This is a genomic window from Streptosporangium roseum DSM 43021 (genome assembly GCF_000024865.1).
Taxonomy (GTDB): Bacteria; Actinomycetota; Actinomycetes; order Streptosporangiales; family Streptosporangiaceae; genus Streptosporangium; species Streptosporangium roseum.
This window is the reverse complement of record NC_013595.1, coordinates 6,299,932-6,317,435: the sequence shown is the minus strand read 5'-3', so window position 1 is coordinate 6,317,435 and position 17,504 is coordinate 6,299,932. Positions and strand designations below refer to the sequence as shown.

Annotated in this window: 20 protein-coding genes; 8 read left to right on the top strand and 12 right to left on the bottom strand. The window is 69.8% G+C overall.

What is annotated here, in order from left to right; all coding sequences use genetic code 11:
- The first annotated feature begins 41 nt into the window (after nt 1-41).
- Entirely contained in the window at nt 42-764 is a 723-nt protein-coding gene (locus SROS_RS27810; RefSeq protein ID WP_012892253.1) for an Lrp/AsnC family transcriptional regulator, read from the top strand.
- 185 nt (nt 765-949) lie between these two features.
- On the opposite strand, the gene SROS_RS27805 is transcribed toward SROS_RS27810, so the two are convergent.
- From SROS_RS27805 to SROS_RS27790, 5 genes are all read right to left on the bottom strand, one after another.
- Nucleotides 950-1,312 (bottom strand): avidin-fold protein, encoded by a 363-nt coding sequence (locus tag SROS_RS27805; protein ID WP_012892252.1) that lies wholly within the window; start codon nt 1,310-1,312, stop codon nt 950-952.
- Nucleotides 1,313-1,504: 192 nt separating this feature from the next.
- Nucleotides 1,505-1,672 carry a hypothetical protein gene (locus SROS_RS51220; protein WP_169369393.1) on the bottom strand — a complete coding sequence of 56 codons (168 nt, stop codon included), beginning with the start codon at nt 1,670-1,672 and terminating at the stop codon, nt 1,505-1,507.
- Nucleotides 1,673-2,026: 354 nt separating this feature from the next.
- On the bottom strand, nt 2,027-2,848 hold the full coding sequence (locus SROS_RS27800) for an SAM-dependent methyltransferase (RefSeq protein ID WP_012892251.1): 822 nt from the start codon (nt 2,846-2,848) through the stop codon (nt 2,027-2,029).
- Between the two features lie 417 nt (nt 2,849-3,265).
- The gene (locus SROS_RS27795) at nt 3,266-3,985 is read right to left on the bottom strand and encodes a TetR/AcrR family transcriptional regulator (RefSeq protein WP_012892250.1); all 720 of its coding nucleotides are present in this window, start codon (nt 3,983-3,985) and stop codon (nt 3,266-3,268) included.
- 43 nt (nt 3,986-4,028) lie between these two features.
- On the bottom strand, nt 4,029-5,246 hold the full coding sequence (locus tag SROS_RS27790) for an FAD-dependent monooxygenase (protein ID WP_012892249.1): 1,218 nt from the start codon (nt 5,244-5,246) through the stop codon (nt 4,029-4,031).
- A 361-nt stretch (nt 5,247-5,607) separates the two neighbouring features.
- Here SROS_RS27790 and SROS_RS27780 point away from each other — a divergent pair, with 361 nt between their 5' ends.
- The 3 genes from SROS_RS27780 to SROS_RS27770 all read left to right on the top strand — a co-directional run bounded on the left by SROS_RS27780 (nt 5,608) and on the right by SROS_RS27770 (nt 9,145).
- Nucleotides 5,608-6,228, top strand: coding sequence for a hypothetical protein (locus SROS_RS27780; RefSeq protein ID WP_043656877.1), 621 nt, complete (start codon nt 5,608-5,610; stop codon nt 6,226-6,228).
- A gap of 167 nt (nt 6,229-6,395) precedes the next feature.
- Nucleotides 6,396-8,153 (top strand): IS1182 family transposase, encoded by a 1,758-nt coding sequence (locus tag SROS_RS27775; protein ID WP_012890197.1) that lies wholly within the window; start codon nt 6,396-6,398, stop codon nt 8,151-8,153.
- 254 nt (nt 8,154-8,407) lie between these two features.
- A complete protein-coding gene (locus SROS_RS27770) occupies nt 8,408-9,145 on the top strand; it encodes a VOC family protein (RefSeq protein WP_043653103.1) in 738 nt (245 codons plus the stop codon).
- A gap of 174 nt (nt 9,146-9,319) precedes the next feature.
- Here the strand turns inward: SROS_RS27770 and SROS_RS27765 are convergent, their stop codons facing one another.
- The 3 genes from SROS_RS27765 to SROS_RS27755 all read right to left on the bottom strand — a co-directional run bounded on the left by SROS_RS27765 (nt 9,320) and on the right by SROS_RS27755 (nt 10,992).
- A complete protein-coding gene (locus tag SROS_RS27765) occupies nt 9,320-9,571 on the bottom strand; it encodes a hypothetical protein (RefSeq protein ID WP_169369392.1) in 252 nt (83 codons plus the stop codon).
- A 130-nt stretch (nt 9,572-9,701) separates the two neighbouring features.
- Nucleotides 9,702-10,130, bottom strand: a complete 429-nt coding sequence (locus SROS_RS27760) for a protein-tyrosine phosphatase family protein (protein ID WP_012892246.1) — start codon at nt 10,128-10,130, stop codon at nt 9,702-9,704.
- A 232-nt stretch (nt 10,131-10,362) separates the two neighbouring features.
- Nucleotides 10,363-10,992 (bottom strand): TetR/AcrR family transcriptional regulator, encoded by a 630-nt coding sequence (locus SROS_RS27755; protein ID WP_012892245.1) that lies wholly within the window; start codon nt 10,990-10,992, stop codon nt 10,363-10,365.
- An 83-nt stretch (nt 10,993-11,075) separates the two neighbouring features.
- Between SROS_RS27755 and SROS_RS27750 the strand changes: the two genes are divergently transcribed.
- The gene (locus SROS_RS27750; RefSeq protein ID WP_012892244.1) at nt 11,076-11,459 is read left to right on the top strand and encodes a VOC family protein; all 384 of its coding nucleotides are present in this window, start codon (nt 11,076-11,078) and stop codon (nt 11,457-11,459) included.
- A gap of 48 nt (nt 11,460-11,507) precedes the next feature.
- The gene (locus tag SROS_RS27745) at nt 11,508-12,071 is read left to right on the top strand and encodes a hypothetical protein (protein WP_012892243.1); all 564 of its coding nucleotides are present in this window, start codon (nt 11,508-11,510) and stop codon (nt 12,069-12,071) included.
- 104 nt (nt 12,072-12,175) lie between these two features.
- Here SROS_RS27745 and SROS_RS27740 read toward each other — a convergent pair whose 3' ends face one another.
- The 3 genes from SROS_RS27740 to SROS_RS27730 form a co-directional block, all read right to left on the bottom strand.
- Nucleotides 12,176-12,481 (bottom strand): hypothetical protein, encoded by a 306-nt coding sequence (locus SROS_RS27740; protein ID WP_012892242.1) that lies wholly within the window; start codon nt 12,479-12,481, stop codon nt 12,176-12,178.
- Between the two features lie 407 nt (nt 12,482-12,888).
- Nucleotides 12,889-13,278, bottom strand: a complete 390-nt coding sequence (locus tag SROS_RS46900; RefSeq protein ID WP_012892241.1) for a PASTA domain-containing protein — start codon at nt 13,276-13,278, stop codon at nt 12,889-12,891.
- Between the two features lie 164 nt (nt 13,279-13,442).
- A complete protein-coding gene (locus SROS_RS27730) occupies nt 13,443-13,871 on the bottom strand; it encodes a MarR family winged helix-turn-helix transcriptional regulator (protein ID WP_012892240.1) in 429 nt (142 codons plus the stop codon).
- A gap of 244 nt (nt 13,872-14,115) precedes the next feature.
- On the opposite strand from SROS_RS27730, the gene SROS_RS27725 reads away from it, so the two are divergent.
- Nucleotides 14,116-15,147: an NADP-dependent oxidoreductase gene (locus SROS_RS27725; protein WP_012892239.1), complete on the top strand. Its 1,032-nt coding sequence runs from the start codon at nt 14,116-14,118 to the stop codon at nt 15,145-15,147.
- Between the two features lie 152 nt (nt 15,148-15,299).
- Here SROS_RS27725 and SROS_RS27720 read toward each other — a convergent pair whose 3' ends face one another.
- Nucleotides 15,300-16,079, bottom strand: a complete 780-nt coding sequence (locus SROS_RS27720) for a TetR family transcriptional regulator (RefSeq protein ID WP_012892238.1) — start codon at nt 16,077-16,079, stop codon at nt 15,300-15,302.
- 90 nt (nt 16,080-16,169) lie between these two features.
- Between SROS_RS27720 and SROS_RS27715 the strand changes: the two genes are divergently transcribed.
- On the top strand, nt 16,170-17,453 hold the full coding sequence (locus SROS_RS27715; protein WP_012892237.1) for an acyl-CoA dehydrogenase family protein: 1,284 nt from the start codon (nt 16,170-16,172) through the stop codon (nt 17,451-17,453).
- The last annotated feature ends 51 nt before the right edge of the window (nt 17,454-17,504 follow it).

Sequence of the window (17,504 nt, the reverse complement as noted above, 5' to 3'; positions counted from 1 at the left end):
TGAGGCTAAGCTGAGACGAAACTGACGTAAGGGGTATGGGGATGACCGAAATGTCAAGGAACTCGGGCCAGGAGGGCGGCCAACCTGGACGGATCGGCATCGGCCTGGAGCTTGACGCGACCCACCTGAAGATCCTTGAGGTGCTGCGCGAGAACGGCAGGATCTCGGTGGCGGCCCTCGCCGAACGGGTCGGCATCTCGCGGGCGAACGCCTACACGCGGTTCGAGGCGCTGCGCGCCGACGGCGCGATCAAGCGGTTCACGGCGGAGATCGATCATGTCCGCGCAGGTCTCGGCATCACCGCGTTGATCTTCGTGACCGTCCGGCAGCAGATGTGGCGCCAGTTCCGCGCCCAGCTCGCGCAGATGCCCGAGGTGGAGTACTGCGCGATCACCACCGGCCAGCACGACGCGATGATCCAGGTCCGGGTGACCGACGTCGCGGCCGTGCACGCGATGGTGACCGACCGGCTGGCCAACATCCCGGCGGTCAAGGCCACCGAGACCGTCTTCATCCTGGACGAAGTGCTCAGGCGCCCCTACGTCCTGCCGAGCGACCGCGGCCCCGCCCGGTCCTCCCGCCGCCCGCCCGCCGACCCCGCCGCCGGGTCTGCCAAGTCCACCGGCCCTGCCAGATCCGCGGGCCCCTCGGGGGCCGCCGGACCTGCGGGGTCCGCCGGGTCCACCGGGGCAGAGGTCCCGCTGGGCATGATGCGTTTCGTGGGCGCGGCCGAGGGCCGCGCCCAGCTCCAGCAGGACGTCTGAACCGCCCGCCACGGCGGGCGGACTTCCCGGGGCGTTCCGGTACGGAGCTGCCTTTTCCCGGGGACGTCCGGTAGGGCTGAGGGCCTTTCTAGAAGCCGTACCGGTATGGCGGAGGCTCTTCCCGGGAGCCGTACCGGTATGGCGGAGGCTCTTCCCGGGGCCGTCCGACTCGACGGGTGGGTCCCTCAGATTCCTGTGACCTCGGCGCACACGCTCACGTGCGGCGTGTCGTCCCCGGCGAACTGGAACTCCTCGACCAGGCGCAACCGGCCGTCGGGGAGGGTCTCGATGCGGCTGCCCCCCTGCCCGCCGGCGCGCTCTCCGTTCTTGAGCAGGTGGACGTAGGTGATCTCCAGGCGGTCGCCGTCCCGGGTGCCGACGAAACGCCCGTGGACCACCGTGTCGCCGGTGTAGTCGCCCCAGATGATCCCGTCGGACTCCCGGTAGGTGAACTCGGTGGGCCCGTCCGGATCCACCGCGCTGGCCGTCGAGCTGACCATGACGAACCTGCGGTCGTTGAGGTTGAGAAGGAGGTCGTTGTCGTTCACGTCTCCGCATCGTGCCGCTCCGCCGGGCGTACGCAATCGAGGTTGGACGTTTTGCCCATCCCTGAGGTGAGGGCGGGATGATCCGTCCAGCAGGGTGCCCGTTCGGAGGCGACAGGTGAGATCGGCTGAGTGCGGGCAAGACAGGCGACCTGTCACCGGCCACGGACGCGGCCGGGGAATGGCGTAACCCGGTCATATGGGATCCATCCGGATGTGCAGGCAACCCGCTTGCCCTACTGCTGGCAACCGCATTGACCATGCTGAATGAAACGGAATGATCTGCTTGGCCGGATGGCGCGCCCGGCCAAGCAGTACGGCTTCGAGTTCCCGAAAACGCTTGATGTGCATGGTGGTGGTCATGACAAGTGCTATGTCCGGGGAGACGCGGTCATCGTGCCGCGCCACGCTGAAGTCAACGAGTTGACGGCCAGGGGCATTCTCACGGATGACGAGGGTCGCGTCCGCTTCTCGGGGCGAGGGAGTGATCCGCCGGGAGGCAGGGGAAGGTCAGGCGGCTTCCCGGGCGGATGGGCGGGGCGAAGGCGGCGGCCTGGTCGTTTCCCGGCGGGAGGTGGAGCTTCGATCGACATGGGACGGGATCGTCAGGGGCTTGCGGCCGATTCCCACTGGGGCGGGACCGTCAGGGCTTGCGGCCGATTCCCACTGGGGCGGGACCGTCAGGGCTTGCGGCCGATTCCCACTGGGGCGGGACCGTCAGGGCTTGCGGCCGATTCCCACGTACGCCATGCGGGCCGTTTCCTCGTCGACGGGCAGCACCGTGTCGGGGTCGGCGAACGGCCAGACGTTCTCCGCTTTCCGCCCGTTGGCCAGGCCGGGAGGGATGAGCTCGAAGTCGCCGAAGAACCGGGCGATCTCCTCTCCCGTCCTGGGGCAGAAGGCCGCGTCGCTCTGCCGGTAGAGCTCGCTGATCCGGGCCGTGCGCTCGGGGGCGGCGTCGCTGCCGACGTGTGAGATCGCCAGGTAACTGCCGGGTGCCATCGCCTCGCGATAGACGGCGACGAACCTCTGCGGGTCGTCTTCGTCGGGGACGAGACGCAGGAGGAACATCATGAGGACCGCGACGGGCTCGTCGAAGTCGATGAGCTCCCGGACCTCCGGATCACCGAGAATCTCCTGCGGCCTTCTCGCGTCTCCCCGCACCATGGCCACCCTGTCGCCCTCGGCCAGCAGGGCGCGGCCGTGCGCGCACACCACCGGATCGCTGTCCACATAGACCACGCGGGCGTCCGGCGCGAGCCGGAGGGCGACCTCGTGCACGTTCTGCTGCGCGGGCAGCCCGGAGCCGAGGTCGAGGAACTGCCTGATGCCCTGGCCGGCGAGGTATTCCACCACCCGGCCGATCAGCTTGCGGTTCTCCCTGGTGCCGTCCCGGGTCTCGGGCAGCACGCTCAGCACCAGCTCGGCGAGATCTCGATCGGCCTGGAAGTTGTCCTTGCCGTCAAGGAAGTAGTCGTACATCCGAGCCGCGTTGGGGATGCGCGGGTCCACTCCCAGAGGCGCCTGCTCTGCCGCCATCGGTATTCTCGCCGTCTACGCCGTTTCCATGGGTGAAGGCCCAATGATCGTGGGATTTCCACTGGAGTGCCACCATTTTGGGCTTTTCGATATCGGAGAGACCCCGCCTCGCCGCCCGGACGGTCCCGGCGATCGGAGGGGGTCCTCTGCGGACCCCTCCGAAGAACGGGTGAGCCTCGACCGCGCTGCGCGCCCCACTCGCCCACCGCGCGTCGGTCAGCCTCTCCCCTGGCCGCAGGGCCACACCCATCCGGCGGCCGGCTCGTGCGGGGACCGGCCGGGCAGTGTCATGTGGCGGTCGATGGCCTCAAAGGCTCCTGCTGGGCCTGGTCTGTCCGGTCGGGTCGGCACGGACAGGCGCAGGGCAGTAGTGGAAACGGATGCCTGTCCCGTACGGCCGCGCTGACGTGAATCCGCTCACTGCTGGAGGGTCTGACTGCGCTCGATGAGGCCGAGCAATGCCTCCTGGATCTGGCGCAGGACGACGAGGGTCTCCTCGGCGGCTGCGGCGATGGCCGGCTCGCCGGGGGCGACGGGGGGTTCGAGTAGCCGGGCCACGGTGTCGGCGAGGACCTGCTCGGGGTCGTCGACGCCGAGGGGGGCGGTGGCCGGGTCGGACAGGGCGGCGCTGAACCCGGTGAGCACGGCGTGGAGGGCGTAGGCCTGGTCGGGCAGGGGACGGTCGTGGCGTATCAGGCCATGGCGGTGATGGATCGGCAGGCCCGTCTCGCACAGGGCGCTGGGTGTGACGCGGGCGAACAGTTCGCGGTCGCCGGTCTGCTGGGTGAGCAGCCGCAGCAGGTCGGCGTCGCCGCTTTGCACGCGGCGTGCCAGCGGCAGGCGCAGCCCGGCGCGGATCAGCAGCGGGGCCAGGCGGTGCGGCAGCACGGCGGCGGGGTCGGCGGTGATGCGGGTGATGATCTCATCCAGGAAGGTCAGGAGTTCGCGAGCGAACAACCCGAGGATGAGGTCCTCCTTGGCGGGCCAGTACAGGTAGACGGTGCCCTTGCCGACCCCCGCGGCCTGGGCGATCTCGCTGACGGTGACCTTGCGTACACCGTGGTCGAGCACCAGCGCCCGTGCGCTGTCCAGGATCCGGGCGGCTTTGCGCGAGTGGCGCTCGATCAGCTGGCTCACCTGAGTCGGCCTCTTCTCTCATGCTCTTCGTGCTGGAGTCGGATCACACGGCGGCGGCGACGTCGAAGGTTTTGTTCCTCATACCGCGGCCGTTCATTATCTTGCCCATGACCTGCCCGATGACCGGCGCGTTCATGAGGCGCAGCATCGCGGTGCGCATGATCTGTTCCGTGCGGTCGTGCGGGGTGAACAGCCGGCGCATGGTCAGTGCGGTGTTCTGCTCGGTGTGGATGAACGGCCGCATACGGGCCTCCCACGCCTGCAGCGCGCCGGGCAGGTCGTCGGGGTGTCGCTGCAGCAGGGTTCCCAGCAGTTCGCCTCCGGCGATGCCGCTGGAGGCGCCCATGCCCGTATACAGGGTCAGGCACCAGGCGGCATCGCCGACCAGCACGACCCGGCCGCGGTGCCAGCGCGGCATCCTGACCTGGTGCACCGAGTCGAACAGATGATCCGGGGCCTGCTCGAACGCCGTGAACAAGCTTTCCAGCAGGGGGCCGGAGGGCTGCGGGCCGAAGGCGGCGCGGATGGACTCGATCGCCGGACGGGTGAACTCGGCGTCGATGTCGTCGGTGCGGTAGGAGAACAGCAGGCCCGGAGCGTGGTCGGCGAAGGGGAAGATCCATGCCGAGCGTCCCTGCTCGGCCAGAACCAGGCCCTGCTCCTGGCTGAAGCCCCCGATCGGCTTGTCCAGGACGGTGGCGCCGATCATGTAATTCAGCGGATGAAGATAGTCCTCGGGGCCGAAGGCCAGCCCGCGTACGGTCGAGCGCATCCCGTCGGCGCCCACCACCAGGTCGAAGCGCTCGGTGACGGTGGTGTCGGAGGCGGTGTCGTGCAGCGTGACCTCGGCCGCGGAGTCGTCCTGGGTGATACGGGTGGGCACGGTGGAGTAGCGGATCTCCACATCGTCCGGCAGCGCGGAGAACAGTGCCTGCTCGATGTCGCCGCGCAGGAGCAACCGGGGTCCACCGGGCAGGCTGGCCGGGTTCATGCCAGGGCTGCGGCGCCCTGCCCGGTTCAGTTCGTGGACGGTGAGCCGCGGATGACTGCGGTCGCCGATCGCCTCCAGCACGCCCAACCGTCCCGCGGAGGCGACACCGGTGCCGAACAGCATGATGAAGTACCCACTTGAGCGGCGCCCGGCGGCCCGCTCCACCAGCACCGGCTCCCAGCCGACCTGCCGCAGCCGTACGGCGGTGGCGATGCCCGCGATCCCTAGGCCGACCACCAGCGCACGGCGACGATGGGCTGTGTCTTTCATGACGACTCCCCTTCTTGTCGTGTGAGCACCACCCTATCTGACCAACTGACCAATTTAGTTGAATTGGTCAGTGTGTGATGGAGGTCCGGGAGGACCTCCGGAACCGTCCGGCCGCCGCTGCTCCTGGCTGGAACACCATGGCCTCGCCAAGCCTCGACTCCCGGCCTGTCGCCGGTCGGGAGGTGGTGCCGGAACCGCGCCCCCACCTCACCTGGGACGGCGAAGGTCGCGTCAACCACATCAAAATGATCAAAAGGCAGATGTCAGGCCGTGCCGGCCTGACCCTGCTCCGCAAGCGAGTGCTGCTCACCGCAGCCGGCCGTTGACCAAGAAGCGGATCGGCAGCCCGATACTTGTGGACATGGTCATCGTCGAAGTCGTTCTGGAGACCGACGAGGCGGTCGGTTTCACTGCCTGGCCGATCGCCGAGCCGTCCAGCGATCGGTTCCTCGCGCTCTCTGGCCAGATGCCCCCGGCTGAAGTCGGGACTGCGATGGCCGTCATCCTCGGCTACAACCGACTCTCGGTCGAACCCGTCACCGACCTGACCAGCGCTCAATTGGAACAGCACCTCGCCGAAGCCGAAGCCTTGATCGCCCCAGGCGGACTGCGCTTCCGTGACACCACCACGAACGCCCAGGTCGCGCCCGGTTGCTGCTTCGGCCTGGAGAACTGGCGCTACTGGCTGGACGTGATGCGCGGTCAGGAGCTCTGGCTCGGACACAGCCCAGCGCCACGTCTTGAACGCGATGGCCAGTTCATCCGGCTCTCGCCAGACGATCGGGATGATTCTCCATCCCTGACCATCGAGATCAATGTCAACGAGATCCCCAGCCTGCTCACCTCAGCGCAACAGCAGCTCAGCGGATTCCTCAACCTCGCCCAGCAGTGGACCTCCCACACCACTCCCCAGCTGACCGTCCCGCTCATTGCAGCTCTGGACGAGCACCTGAAGATCAACGAGGCACTCAACACCCCATAGCACGGCAAGTTACAGGCGAGACCAATCGCGGTAGCCCCGCATCCGTCACGAAATGGATGCTGTTGGTGATCTTCCTTGTGTCTGGTGTTCCCGTTGGCTTCGTGGTTCTCTAAAGGTGACCTCTCCGCACCGCTCTGTAGTCACTGTATGGAGGTGGACGGGTGTCGATGGGCGGGGATACCGGCCGGGTGATCCCGGCGGAGACGGTCCGTGCGGCCTGGGCGGCCAATCCTTCTGGAACTCCGGCGATGTGGATCCGGGACCGGCTCGCGGGAGTGTTCGGCGAGAAGGACTTCGTCGGCTGGTTTCCCGCTGATGGGCGGCGTGGATTGTCGCCGGTGGTGTTGGCGCTGGTCAGCGTGTTGCAGTTCGCGGAGAACCTGACCGATCGGCAGGCGGCGCTGGCGGTGCGATGCCGGATCGACTGGAAGTACTGCCTCGGGCTGGAGCTGACGGATCCGGGGTTCGACCACTCTGTGCTCTCGGAGTTCCGAGATCGGATGGCCCAAGACGATCGGGCGGACCGACTGCTGGCGGTGATGGTGCAACGGCTGGTCGAGGCGGGGCTGGTCAAGCAGCGGGGCCGGGTCCGGACCGATTCCACGCATGTGCTGGCCGCGGTCCGCAAGCTCAACCGCGTCGAGTTGGTCGGGGAGACGCTGCGGGTCGCGCTGGAGGAACTCGCCGCCGCCGATGAACCCTGGCTGGCCGCCCTGATCACCCCGGAGTGGGCCAGCCGCTATGGCCGGCCGGTCCGCTATGACCGGCTGCCGCGCGGCAAGGATGATCTGGCCGCGCACGTGCTGCAGATCGGCCAGGACGGGATGACGGTCCTGGAGGCGGTGCATGCGGCCGGGGCGTCGCGTCGGCTGCGGGATCTGCCGGGGGTGCAGGTACTGCGTCAGGTATGGGTGCAGCAGTACTGGACAGACTCCTACGGTGATCTGGCCTGGCGAGCCGCCAAGTCCAGCCGGGACCGGCAGAGCCGCCACGGCCGGCCGCGTCGGTCATCCGGCGAGGAAAGCGGCCAACAGCCGGACCCGGCACGGGTGCCATGGTCCGGGATCGAGATCGTCAGTCCGCACGATCCCGAAGCCCGGTACTGCCGCAAGGAAGGAAAAACGACCACGAAAGCTGAGTGGGTCGGCTACCGGGATCATCAGAGCGAGACCTGCGACGACAATGTTCCCAACGTGATCGTTCACGTCCTCACCCGCCCGGCGCCGGTCCAGGACATCGATGCCGTGGACGACATCCACGCGGGCCTGGCCGCCAGCGGCTTGACCCCGGCCGAGCATCTCCTCGACAGCGGATACGTCACCCCGGACGTCATCCACCACACCGCCCAGCAGTGGGGCGTCGCTCTGATCGGGCCAGTTCGAGCCGACCCGCGAGGCCGCCACGGGTTCACCAAGGAAGACTTCCACGTCAACTGGGACGATCACACCGTCACCTGCCCGCGCGGGGTGACCAGCCCGCCCTTCAAACCCACCCTCGGCGATGGCAAGCCTCGCCTGTCGGTGCTGTTCCCCCGCGCGGCCTGCCGGGCCTGCCCAGACCGCCAGGCCTGCACCGGTGACGCCAACGGCAAGGGTCGCCACCTCACCCTGCTGCCCGAGCCGCTGCAGCAGATCCAGACCCGCAATCGCGCCGACCAGCACACCGAACCTTGGAAGGCCCGCTACGCCCTGCGCGCCGGCTGCGAGGCCACCGTCTCCGAAACCACCCGCGCCCACGGCCTACGCAATTGCCGCTACAAAGGCCTCGCCAAAACCCACGTCCAGCACGTCCTGACCGCGGCCGGCACCAACGTCATCCGCCTCGCCGACTGCTACACCCCCGGCATCATCCCCGACCGACCGCCACGTCCGATCAGCCCGTTCCAACAACTCTGCCGACGGCTGGCCGCCCAGACCCCAGAATGACATCGAAGATCACCAACAGCATCCGAAATGTGGGCCAGATCCTCGAAATGGACCCACTTACGCGCGAGCGCCGGCCCCACTCCGGTGAAGCGCATTCATGTTCGCGTGAGACTTGGCCCCAGCCACTCGGGTCTTGGGCGTTCCCGGCCCTTCCTCGTCGCGGCCGACCCGCCGTCGTCGAGCCGCAGGTCAACGTTGGAGCGCGGAACGATTGCGAGCGATGCCTCATTCCACGCGGGCATAGGGTTGGCGGCATGACGACGCGACTTGTTCAGATTGCGATGAATGCTCGGGATGACTCCGCAGTGGGTCGGTTCTGGGCGGAGGTGCTCGGCTGGGGTGTTTCCAGCGAGGGGCCCGGCGTGACCAACGTCGAACCGGAGGGCTTCGTCTATCCGGACCCCGTCGCTGTCTGCATCGACGTCCTTGCCGTTCCGGAACCCAAAACGGTGAAGAACCGCGTGCACCTCGATCTCGCGACCACTTCTGCGGCCCATCAGGCGGACCTGATCGCGCGCCTTGAGGATCTCGGGGCGACGCCCGCCGACGTGGGCCAGGGCAATGTCCCGTGGACGGTCCTCGCCGACCCGGAGGGCAACGAGTTCTGCGTGCTGGAGCCTCGATCGAACTACCGGGACACCGGCCCGATCGCCGCGGTGGTGGTCGACTGCACGGATCCGCGGGCCATGGCCGGGTTCTGGGGCGAGGCGATGGACTGGACCCTGCACGAGGTAACCGACGATCATGCGGTGCTGCGCTCCGCCAAGGGGGTGGGGCCGTATCTGGAGTTCCTCCGCACACCCGGCGTGAAGACCGTGAAGAACCGTATCCATCTCGACCTCCGGCCGTACCTCGATGACGATCTAGCTGCGGAGGTAGCCCGGCTGCGGGCCATCGGCGCCACCGATGTCGACCTCGGCCAGGGCGACGTGCCGTGGACGGTCCTCGCCGACCCGGAGGGCAACGAGTTCTGCGTCCTCACCCCGCGCTGACACGGAACCTCTTGACCTCCTGTGCCGCCACGGCTGGTTCTCCGTGCGGGACCGGCGGAGGGAGGGGCGCCGTCCAGTAAGTACCACACCGCCCGCTTCCGGCGAGTGCCTCGCCCGCCAAGGCCCTCCACGTCCCTGCCCGGGCCGCGAGCCGTCCCGAACTCGATAGGGCCGTTACCCCGGCCCGGGAGCTCCCGGACGGCGGGCGTCGCGGTCACGTTCGTGGTGCACGAGCACAAGCGGCTGGGCCGCGGCGTCGAGCCGGCGACGCCGGGCGAGCAACTGCGCGTTGCCGGCATCGGCCTGGAGTTTCTCGCCGGTGAGCTGCAGGGCTCCCGCGGCAGCCGTCCGGTCGGCCGTGATCCGGATCTCTACGGACAGCGCAACGCGGCCGAACGCCGCATCAACCGGATCAAGGAGGGGCAAGGAGTGGCGCGGCCTGGCCTTCCGCTCCGGCAAGTCCCCCGAAAGCTACCTCGCCGGCCTCTGTCCACGCGGAGCCGTCATGTGGATCCAGAGCCCCAACCCCTCTGAAGATCCGAACTCCATACAGGCCCTAACGGAAGCGAGAGACGAAGCGGTGCTGCCAGGGAGTCTCGACGGCGCGCGGAGCGTAGTGCGCGCGGACGTAGGCGACCGCCTCGCGGTTGGGCACCCCGTCGAGCACGGCGAGGCAGGCCAGGGCCGTACCGGTGCGCCCCTGTCCGCCTGCACAGGCGATCTCGACGCGTTCGGTCTCGGCACGCGCCCACGCCTCGCGCAGCGCGTCGCCGGTCGCCGCGGGGTCGGACGGCAGCCAGAAGTCGGGCCAGCGGAGCCAGCGGTTCTCCCAGGCGACGGGCGGCGGCTGGTGGCCCAGCAGGTAGAGCGCGAAGGCGGGCTCCGGGCCCTGTGGGAGGGGCCGGCTCAGGCCCCGGCCGCGGACGAGCCGGCCCGAGGGCAGTCGCAGCACGCCCGCCGTCGTGGGCCCCCAGGTAGTGATCATGGTGTGATCGTAACCGCCCCGCCCGGTTGGCGGGCAGGTGATTCTCCGCGGCCGGACGCCCCGGCGGACGCCTTTCCCGGCGCGGGCACGCGCGTCGGTTCTCCGCCGTCGGTCACCCCGGCGGACGCCTTACCGCCGCGGGCGCGTGCGTCGGGTTTCCACTGCCGGACCGGCCCGGTGGACGCCTTTTCCGCCGCGTGCGTGTGCGCGCCGGGCTACGGCGCTGCGGGCTTCACGGGGGGTCCGGAAGCAGGCCGTGGGCGAGATGATCGACAGCCCACGTCTCCCAGCGGGCCGTGCTCCACGCGCATTCACGGGTCAGCACCAGGAAGAGATCCGGTGACAGCAGCGCGACGGTGACGTCGGCGGCCCGGCGCCGGGTCAGGCCCGGCTTCAGGGCGCGCAGGCCGGCGAGGATGGTGACGAACGTGCCATGTGCGGTGCGCCGTTGCTCGTTGTTCCGCGCCCACTGGGCGGCCATGTCGGGATCGCCGGCCGCCGCGTCGCGCACCACCGAGAGGATCGGGGCGACCCGGTCGAGGATGACGCCGGACTCGTGGACCCACCGCCGGATGACCACCGCCGGGTCCCGCGCCGTCCTCAGCGCCGTGAACCAGGGCCGGTCGAGAAGCGGGACGGGCTCGTCGTCGCCCACCGATGCGACGTCGACGACGTGCTTGAGGAGCTGGCTCTTGCTCCCGTAGTGGAAGTAGACGGTCGGAGCCGACACTCCGGCGGCGTCGGCGACTTCCTGGAAGGTCGTCCCGGTGTAGCCGCGGGTGGCGAACAGTCCGTGCGCGGCCTCGGCGATGCGGCGCCTGGTCTGCGCGGATCTCCGGCTGAGACCATTGACCTCTGACACCAAACTAAAGTAACAGTTTAAAGTGTGACTTTAATCTCTTCGGCTCCGTGCAGGTGGCCGGCACCGGCCGGGAGAGGTGATCGATGACGGTATTGGGCGGATTCCACCACGTCAAGCTGCCCGTCTCCGACGTGCGCAGAAGCATCGAGTGGTACCGGCGCGTGCTCGGTTTCGACGTGGCGATCGAGTTCGTCGAGGCGGGTGTGCTGCGCGGCGTGGCGCTGCGCGATCAGGCGGGCACCCTCATGCTGGCGCTGCGCGAGGAGCCTCGGCTGGCCGGGCAGATGCGCGGGTTCGACCCCGTCGCGCTCGGCGTGCCGACATACGACGCGCTACTGGAGTGGTCGGACCATCTGGACGCCATCGGCACGCCTCATTCCGGGATCACCGAAGGCAGCGTCGGATGGCTGATCGGCGGCGTAGCCGATCCCGACGGCATCGAGATCCGCCTGTACACCCTGCAGTAGCGCACCTGAGCTCCACCTGCCCGCCCTCGACCCCCCGGGAGCATCGGTATGACCGCCATCCACCGTCCATCGTCGCCCCGCCGCCCCTCCGCGCGAGGGGCCCTCCGGCCGGCCCGCGCCCTCGCCGTACTCGCCCTCGTCGCCGGCTCCGTCGCGGTCGTCCCGGCCGCCGCCCAGGCGGTCACCGGGGCGCCGGCCTCCGCGACCGCCCAGAGGCCGGCGGCCTCCTGGAAGCTGTGGGGGCCCCACAGCGCTCCGGGAAAGAAGGCCACGGCCCAGGGCCGGCTCAGGGCGATCGGCATCGACCCCGACCTCGTCCAGCCGGTCGGCACCGTCCAGGTGAGAGGCAAGGTGACCGACCGCACCCTCGACGGCTCCGGCTGCGCGTGGGCGGTCTTCCGGATCACCTACCGGACCGGCGACGGGAACCTTCCCTTCACCCACAAGCACTTCCGCAACTGCACGGCCTCGGCCCCCAAGTCCTTCAGGTTCTCCCACCGGGACGTCTACCAGGTCGAGCTGAAGGTGTGCAGCCACCGCAAGGCCACGGAGCCGACCCTGAACTGCCTGTACGGCGGCACCTGGAAGGTCCTCTACCTGGCCTATCCCTGACCCCCGGCAGGGCCGTACCCGGGCAGGGGGAGCAACCGCGCTCTTCTTTGCCGCGAAGAGCGCGCCATGCCCGTGGCGGGCGCGTCCGGCGGGCTTCGAACCTGTCAGTTGTTGATGCCGGCGCCGCCACCGCTGCTGCCGGGACCGTGGTCGTCGTCGAGGCCGCCGATGACGTCGCCGCCGCCCTTGCCGCCGCCACCACCACCGCTCCCGCCTCCGCTGCGCCGGGCACGGCACTTGGCCGGGTGCTTGTGCTCCGAGCAGGGCTTCTGAACGGAAGTGAGATGGGATGTGGAGGTGCTTCTGGCCGTGCTTTCGGCACCGGCGGACTGGGCCGGCATCGTCACCGGAGCGATGAGGGCGGAGGCGACCATCGTTCCGGCCGCGAGAGCGTTCCTGATTTCGATCATGACATATCACTCCACGTCGAATCGGTTGCGCCCTGGGCGATGCCCGGGCTGACAGGACGCCGTGCCGGCATCGCGGACGGCGCCGGCACGGCGTAGAACCGGAACTCCACGCGAGGTGGAGTCGGAACTCCACGTTAGGCGGAGGGAACTTCAACGGTCATCCAGAGAAGTCCAAAGCCTTCGGCCGATCGGATTACTCTCCGGTAGCGGACGGGCACCGAAAGGGGGTTGCCGGTCACAGCCGGTCACCTCGCGCCGTCGGAGGCCCATGCCCCCATAGGGGGACCTCGGGGGCCGGATGGCAATGGCCCGGTAGGTCATCCCGGTGCCGGCGGCCTCCGCGCGGTTAAGGATCTCGCCAACCTGCCGGTAGCCCGCGGTCCTCGGCGCGGGGTTCCGGGCCCCTCCTACTCGCCGTACTTCTTGGCGTACAGGATGACCGGCGTGTCGGTCGGCACGGTCCGGCCGGCCGCCGGCTCCTGCTTGGTGATCACCCAGTTGCGGTCATAGATCTGGAGCCGGTCCTGGCCTGTGGAGTCCTGGTCGTCCAGGTGGTAGAAGCCCACGGCCTGCATCGTGTCCTGCCCCTGCTGCAGGTTCATGCCGACCACGTCGGGGAGCGTCTTCCTCTCCGGGGCCGTCCTGCCGGTCTTGGCGGGCCCGTCCCCGGCATCCCCGGCGAGGGGGGCGGGTTGGGGTGTGGTGACGGTCACGGCGGGGGCGGCGGCACCCGCGCCGCCGCATCCGGTGAGTACGGCGCCGAGCATGAGGGTGGGGAGGAGGCGGCTGAACTGCATCAAGAGGCTCCCGGCGGTGAGGGAAGGGATGGGTCTGCGACGCGCCCTGGTCGCTTTCGGTTCATCTTCCGTCACTCTTTGTCGATTGCCGGTGTCCCGCGCCGGTGGGGCCGGAGGAAACCTGCCGGAAGGCGGCCCGGCCGTCGTCCCCCGGGGTTAGGGGGTCAGCGGGTGAGGAGGTCTCCCAGGCGGTCCAGCAGGGGGAGCAGGGCCGTGCGTTCCTGGGGGGTGAGGGCCTCCAGTGCCGCGTGGACGGTGTGCATCGCCGAGCGGAGGCGGAGCGCCAGCTCCCTTCCCTCGGCGGTGGCGGTCACCACCTTGCTGCGGCGGTCCTCGGGTGAGGGGTCCCTCCGGACCAGGCCGCGGGCCTCCATGCGGGCGATGAGCCCGGTGGCGTTGGAGGCGTCGCACACGAGGTGGTCGGCGAGAGCGCTCATCGACAGAGGCTCGCGCAGTGCGATGAGCGCGCGAGCCTGAGCGCCGCTCAGGCCGTGGCTCGTGGCGACGGCGGTCAGGGCGTCGTAGTAGCTGCGGACCACGCGTGCCAGCGGCTCCAGCAGGTCACCGGCGTCCGGCGGGACGGTGTCGGGCATGGCGTCACACTACCCAATTACTTGACATCATCAAGGATCGGGGGTTACATGGGGTGAGTTGCTTGAGTATCTCAAGTAATTCCCCGGTCCCGCCCGCCGTGGCGCCATCGCTGGCCGGCTCCCGGTGGGCGCCGTTCGGCCCCGCTCCCTCCCGGCGCGTCCGCGGCGGGACTCCGCCCGGCACCACCGAGACCCGGGAACCATCGTCGTCGTCGCGTTCCGCGACGGAAGGAGGCATCGGCCCATGACCACCCCGCCCGTCACCAGCCGCGAATGGCACCTGGTCAGGCGACCCGAGGGCGTTCCCACGCCCGAGGACTTCGCCCTGCGCGAGGTCGAGGTCGCCGGACCCGGATCCGGCCAGATCCTCGTGCGCAACCTTCACATGTCGGTCGACCCGTACATGCGCGGCCGGATGAACGACGTGAAGTCCTACCTCCCGCCGTTCCGGATCGACCGTCCCATGGACGGCGGCGCGGTCGGCGTGGTCGTCGCCGTCGGCGACGCGCCTGAGCCCGGCGGCCTCGCGGTCGGCGACCACGTCCTTCATGGGCTCGGCTGGCGCGAGTACGCGCTGGTGGAGACCGGCCGCGCGGTGAGGATCGACCCGCGGCCGGTGCCGCTGAGTGCCTATCTCGGCGTGCTCGGCATGCCGGGCCTGACCGCGTACGCCGGCCTGCTGCGGGTCGCCGAGTTCAAGGCGGGGGAGACCGTCTTCGTCTCCGGCGCAGCCGGCGCGGTCGGCGGCCAGGTCGGCCAGATCGCCAGGCTCAAGGGCGCCGCGCGGGTCGTCGGCAGTGCCGGTTCGGACGAGAAGGTCAAGCTCCTCCTGGAGGAGTACGGCTTCGACGCCGCGTTCAACTACAGGAACGGCCCGGTCGCCGGGCAGCTGGCCCAGGCCGCGCCCGGCGGCATCGACGTCTACTTCGACAACGTCGGCGGCGACCACCTGGAGGCTGCGATCTCCTCCTTCAACCCTCACGGCCGCGCCGCCCTCTGCGGGATGATCGCGCAGTACAACGCGACCGAGCCCCCGCCGGCGCCCCGCAACCTCGCGCTGGCCATCGGCAAGCGGCTCACCCTGCGCGGCATGCTCGTCGGCGACCACTACGACCTGCAGGGGCAGTTCGCCGAGGAGGTCGGAGGCTGGATCGCCGAGGGCAGGTTGCGCTACCGCGAGACCGTCGTCGAGGGCGTGGAGAACGGCGTCGAGGCCTTCCTCGGGATACTGCGGGGTGACAACACCGGCAAGATGGTCGTCACCCTGGCCGCCTGACGCGCGGCCCCCGCGTCACGGCCCGCGTCGCGCGGGCCGTGATGGCCGGCCGGCGGCCCCCGATCGCCGGACGGCGTCCTCCCGGAGGAACGAGATCGCCGGGCGGTGCTCTCCTGGAGCCGGACGGTGCCCTCCTGGAGGGAGTCCGGCTCTCAGGCGCCGGTCGCGGCGTCGCGTTCGGCGGCGAGCCGGAGGGTCTCCTCCGACAGCGGCGCGAGCAGGAGCGCGGCGACGAGGTCGGTGAGGTGGCCGACGAACAGCCGGTCGTCGGCGTGCGGCCCCGACCGGGCCCGCCGGCCGAGCTCGACCATGGTGAACCGGATGGCCACCAGGCGCCGGTGCAGCCGGACCGCGTCCTGCTGGAGCGCAGGTGCGGCCAGCCGCCGCCAGCGATGGATGCTCCCGGCGGGGGCGTCCTGCTCGGCCGTGGCCAGTGACGCCGCGGGGTGGCTGATGAGCTCGGCCATGATGCGCAGGTAGGCCGGGCCGCCGCCGGGGTCGGCCAGCTTGGCGGCCGGCGGGTGGACGAGTGCGGAGGCCAGTGAGAGCGCCTGGGTATGGCTGCGCGCACCGGGCCGCGGCGCTTGGGGATGGTCGGGTGCACCGGGCTGCGGTGCCTGGGGATGGTCGGGTGCACCGGGCTGCGGTGCCTGGGGATGGTCGGGTGCGCCGGGCTGCGGTGCTCGGGGAAGGCCGAGCTCGTAGGCGTCGAGCATGGCGTGCCGCCGCTCGTCGACGTCCCTGCCGTGCTTGTCGAGCACGGCGCGCAGCAGCCCGGCCCGGTCGCCGAAGTGATACTGCAGCGCGGTCGCGTTGCGCGCCCCGGAGGCCCGGACGATCTCGTTCAGGCTGACGGCCTCGATGCCCCGGGTGGAGAACAGCTCCTCGGCCGCGGCGATCAACCGCTCGCGGGTCCCCGCCAGACGTGTCATCACGCCTCCCCGCCGTTGACTGTTAATGCGGTCACATTATAAGTTCGCGCCAAACCGAACATTATTCGGACAGGGCATCAGGGAGGCGCCGTGTGGGACTTCTCCACAGAGCCGGAGTTCCAGAAGAAGCTCGACTGGATGGACGTCTTCATCCGTGAGGAGGTCGAACCGCTCGACCTCGTCTTCGGCGGCCACGCCTACCGGGACATGGACGACAGGCTGCGCGGGATCGTCGAGCCGCTCAAGCGGCAGGTCAGGGACCAGGGCCTGTGGGCCTGCCATCTGGGCCCGGAGCTGGGCGGTCAGGGATACGGGCAGCTCAAGCTGGCGCTGATGAACGAGCTCATCGGCCGGTCCGGCTGGGCGCCGGTCATCTTCGGCTGCCAGGCCCCCGACACCGGCAACGCGGAGATCATCGCGATGTACGGCACCGCCGAGCAGAAGGAGCGCTACCTCCAGCCGCTGCTGAACGGCGAGTGCTTCTCCGCCTACTCGATGACGGAGCCGCACGCGGGCGCCGACCCGCGCCTGTTCCGCTGCCGCGCGGTACGGGACGCCTCCGGCGACTGGGTCATCAGCGGCGAGAAGTACTTCACCTCCAACGCCTCCTCGGCGACCTTCCTGATCGTGATGGCGGTGACCGACCCCGAGGCCCACCCCTACAAGCGGATGTCGATGTTCCTCGTGCCGTCGGACACGCCCGGCGTCGAGATCCTGCGGAACATCGGCACGATAGGCGAGCGGCCCGGCCACGGCGCGCACGCCCACATCCGCTACGACGACGTCCGCGTCCCGCCGGAGGCGCTGCTCGGCGAGGAGGGCGGCGCCTTCGCCGTCTCCCAGGCCCGTCTGGGCGGCGGGCGCATCCACCACTCGATGCGCACGGTGGCGGCGGTGAAGAAGGCCTTCGACATGATGTGCGAGCGGGTGCTCTCCAGGCAGACGCACGACGGGTTGCTGGCCGACAAGCAGATGGTGCAGGCCGCGATCGCCGACTCCTACATCCAGATCCAGCAGTTCCGGCTGATGATCCTGCACACCGCGTGGCTGATCGACCAGTCCTCGACCAGGGAGGCCCGCACGCAGATCGCGGCCTGCAAGGTCGCCGCGGCCCGGGTCTTCCACGATGTCGTCTACCGCGCGATGCACATCCACGGCGCGCTCGGCGTCTCCAACGAGACGCCGCTCGCCAGGCTCTGGCAGAGCGCGCCGCTGATGGGCATCATGGACGGCCCCACCGAGGTGCACCTGGCCTCCATCTCCCGGCGGGTGCTGCGCGGCTACTCCCCGGCCGAGGGGCCGTGGCCGACCGAGTTCCTGCCCGACAGGATCGCCGCCGCGCGGGCCAAGTACGGGCTCTCCGAGAGAGGGTGACAGGGCCGGTCGCCGTACGGCACGGCGGTCTTGGCGAAGGCGGTGAGGGCA

Excerpts from the sequence above, each read along its gene's own strand:
- SROS_RS27810 (WP_012892253.1), top strand. The coding sequence starts at position 42 with ATGACCGAAATGTCAAGGAACTCGGGCCAGGAGGGCGGCCAACCTGGA.
- SROS_RS51220 (WP_169369393.1), bottom strand. The coding sequence starts at position 1,672 with ATGACCACCACCATGCACATCAAGCGTTTTCGGGAACTCGAAGCCGTA.
- SROS_RS27800 (WP_012892251.1), bottom strand. The coding sequence starts at position 2,848 with ATGGCGGCAGAGCAGGCGCCTCTGGGAGTGGACCCGCGCATCCCCAAC.
- SROS_RS27790 (WP_012892249.1), bottom strand. The coding sequence starts at position 5,246 with ATGAAAGACACAGCCCATCGTCGCCGTGCGCTGGTGGTCGGCCTAGGG.
- SROS_RS27780 (WP_043656877.1), top strand. The coding sequence starts at position 5,608 with ATGGTCATCGTCGAAGTCGTTCTGGAGACCGACGAGGCGGTCGGTTTC.
- SROS_RS27775 (WP_012890197.1), top strand. The coding sequence starts at position 6,396 with ATGGGCGGGGATACCGGCCGGGTGATCCCGGCGGAGACGGTCCGTGCG.
- SROS_RS27770 (WP_043653103.1), top strand. The coding sequence starts at position 8,408 with ATGACGACGCGACTTGTTCAGATTGCGATGAATGCTCGGGATGACTCC.
- SROS_RS27760 (WP_012892246.1), bottom strand. The coding sequence starts at position 10,130 with ATGATCACTACCTGGGGGCCCACGACGGCGGGCGTGCTGCGACTGCCC.
- SROS_RS27750 (WP_012892244.1), top strand. The coding sequence starts at position 11,076 with ATGACGGTATTGGGCGGATTCCACCACGTCAAGCTGCCCGTCTCCGAC.
- SROS_RS27745 (WP_012892243.1), top strand. The coding sequence starts at position 11,508 with ATGACCGCCATCCACCGTCCATCGTCGCCCCGCCGCCCCTCCGCGCGA.
- SROS_RS27740 (WP_012892242.1), bottom strand. The coding sequence starts at position 12,481 with ATGATCGAAATCAGGAACGCTCTCGCGGCCGGAACGATGGTCGCCTCC.
- SROS_RS46900 (WP_012892241.1), bottom strand. The coding sequence starts at position 13,278 with ATGCAGTTCAGCCGCCTCCTCCCCACCCTCATGCTCGGCGCCGTACTC.
- SROS_RS27730 (WP_012892240.1), bottom strand. The coding sequence starts at position 13,871 with ATGCCCGACACCGTCCCGCCGGACGCCGGTGACCTGCTGGAGCCGCTG.
- SROS_RS27725 (WP_012892239.1), top strand. The coding sequence starts at position 14,116 with ATGACCACCCCGCCCGTCACCAGCCGCGAATGGCACCTGGTCAGGCGA.
- SROS_RS27720 (WP_012892238.1), bottom strand. The coding sequence starts at position 16,079 with ATGACACGTCTGGCGGGGACCCGCGAGCGGTTGATCGCCGCGGCCGAG.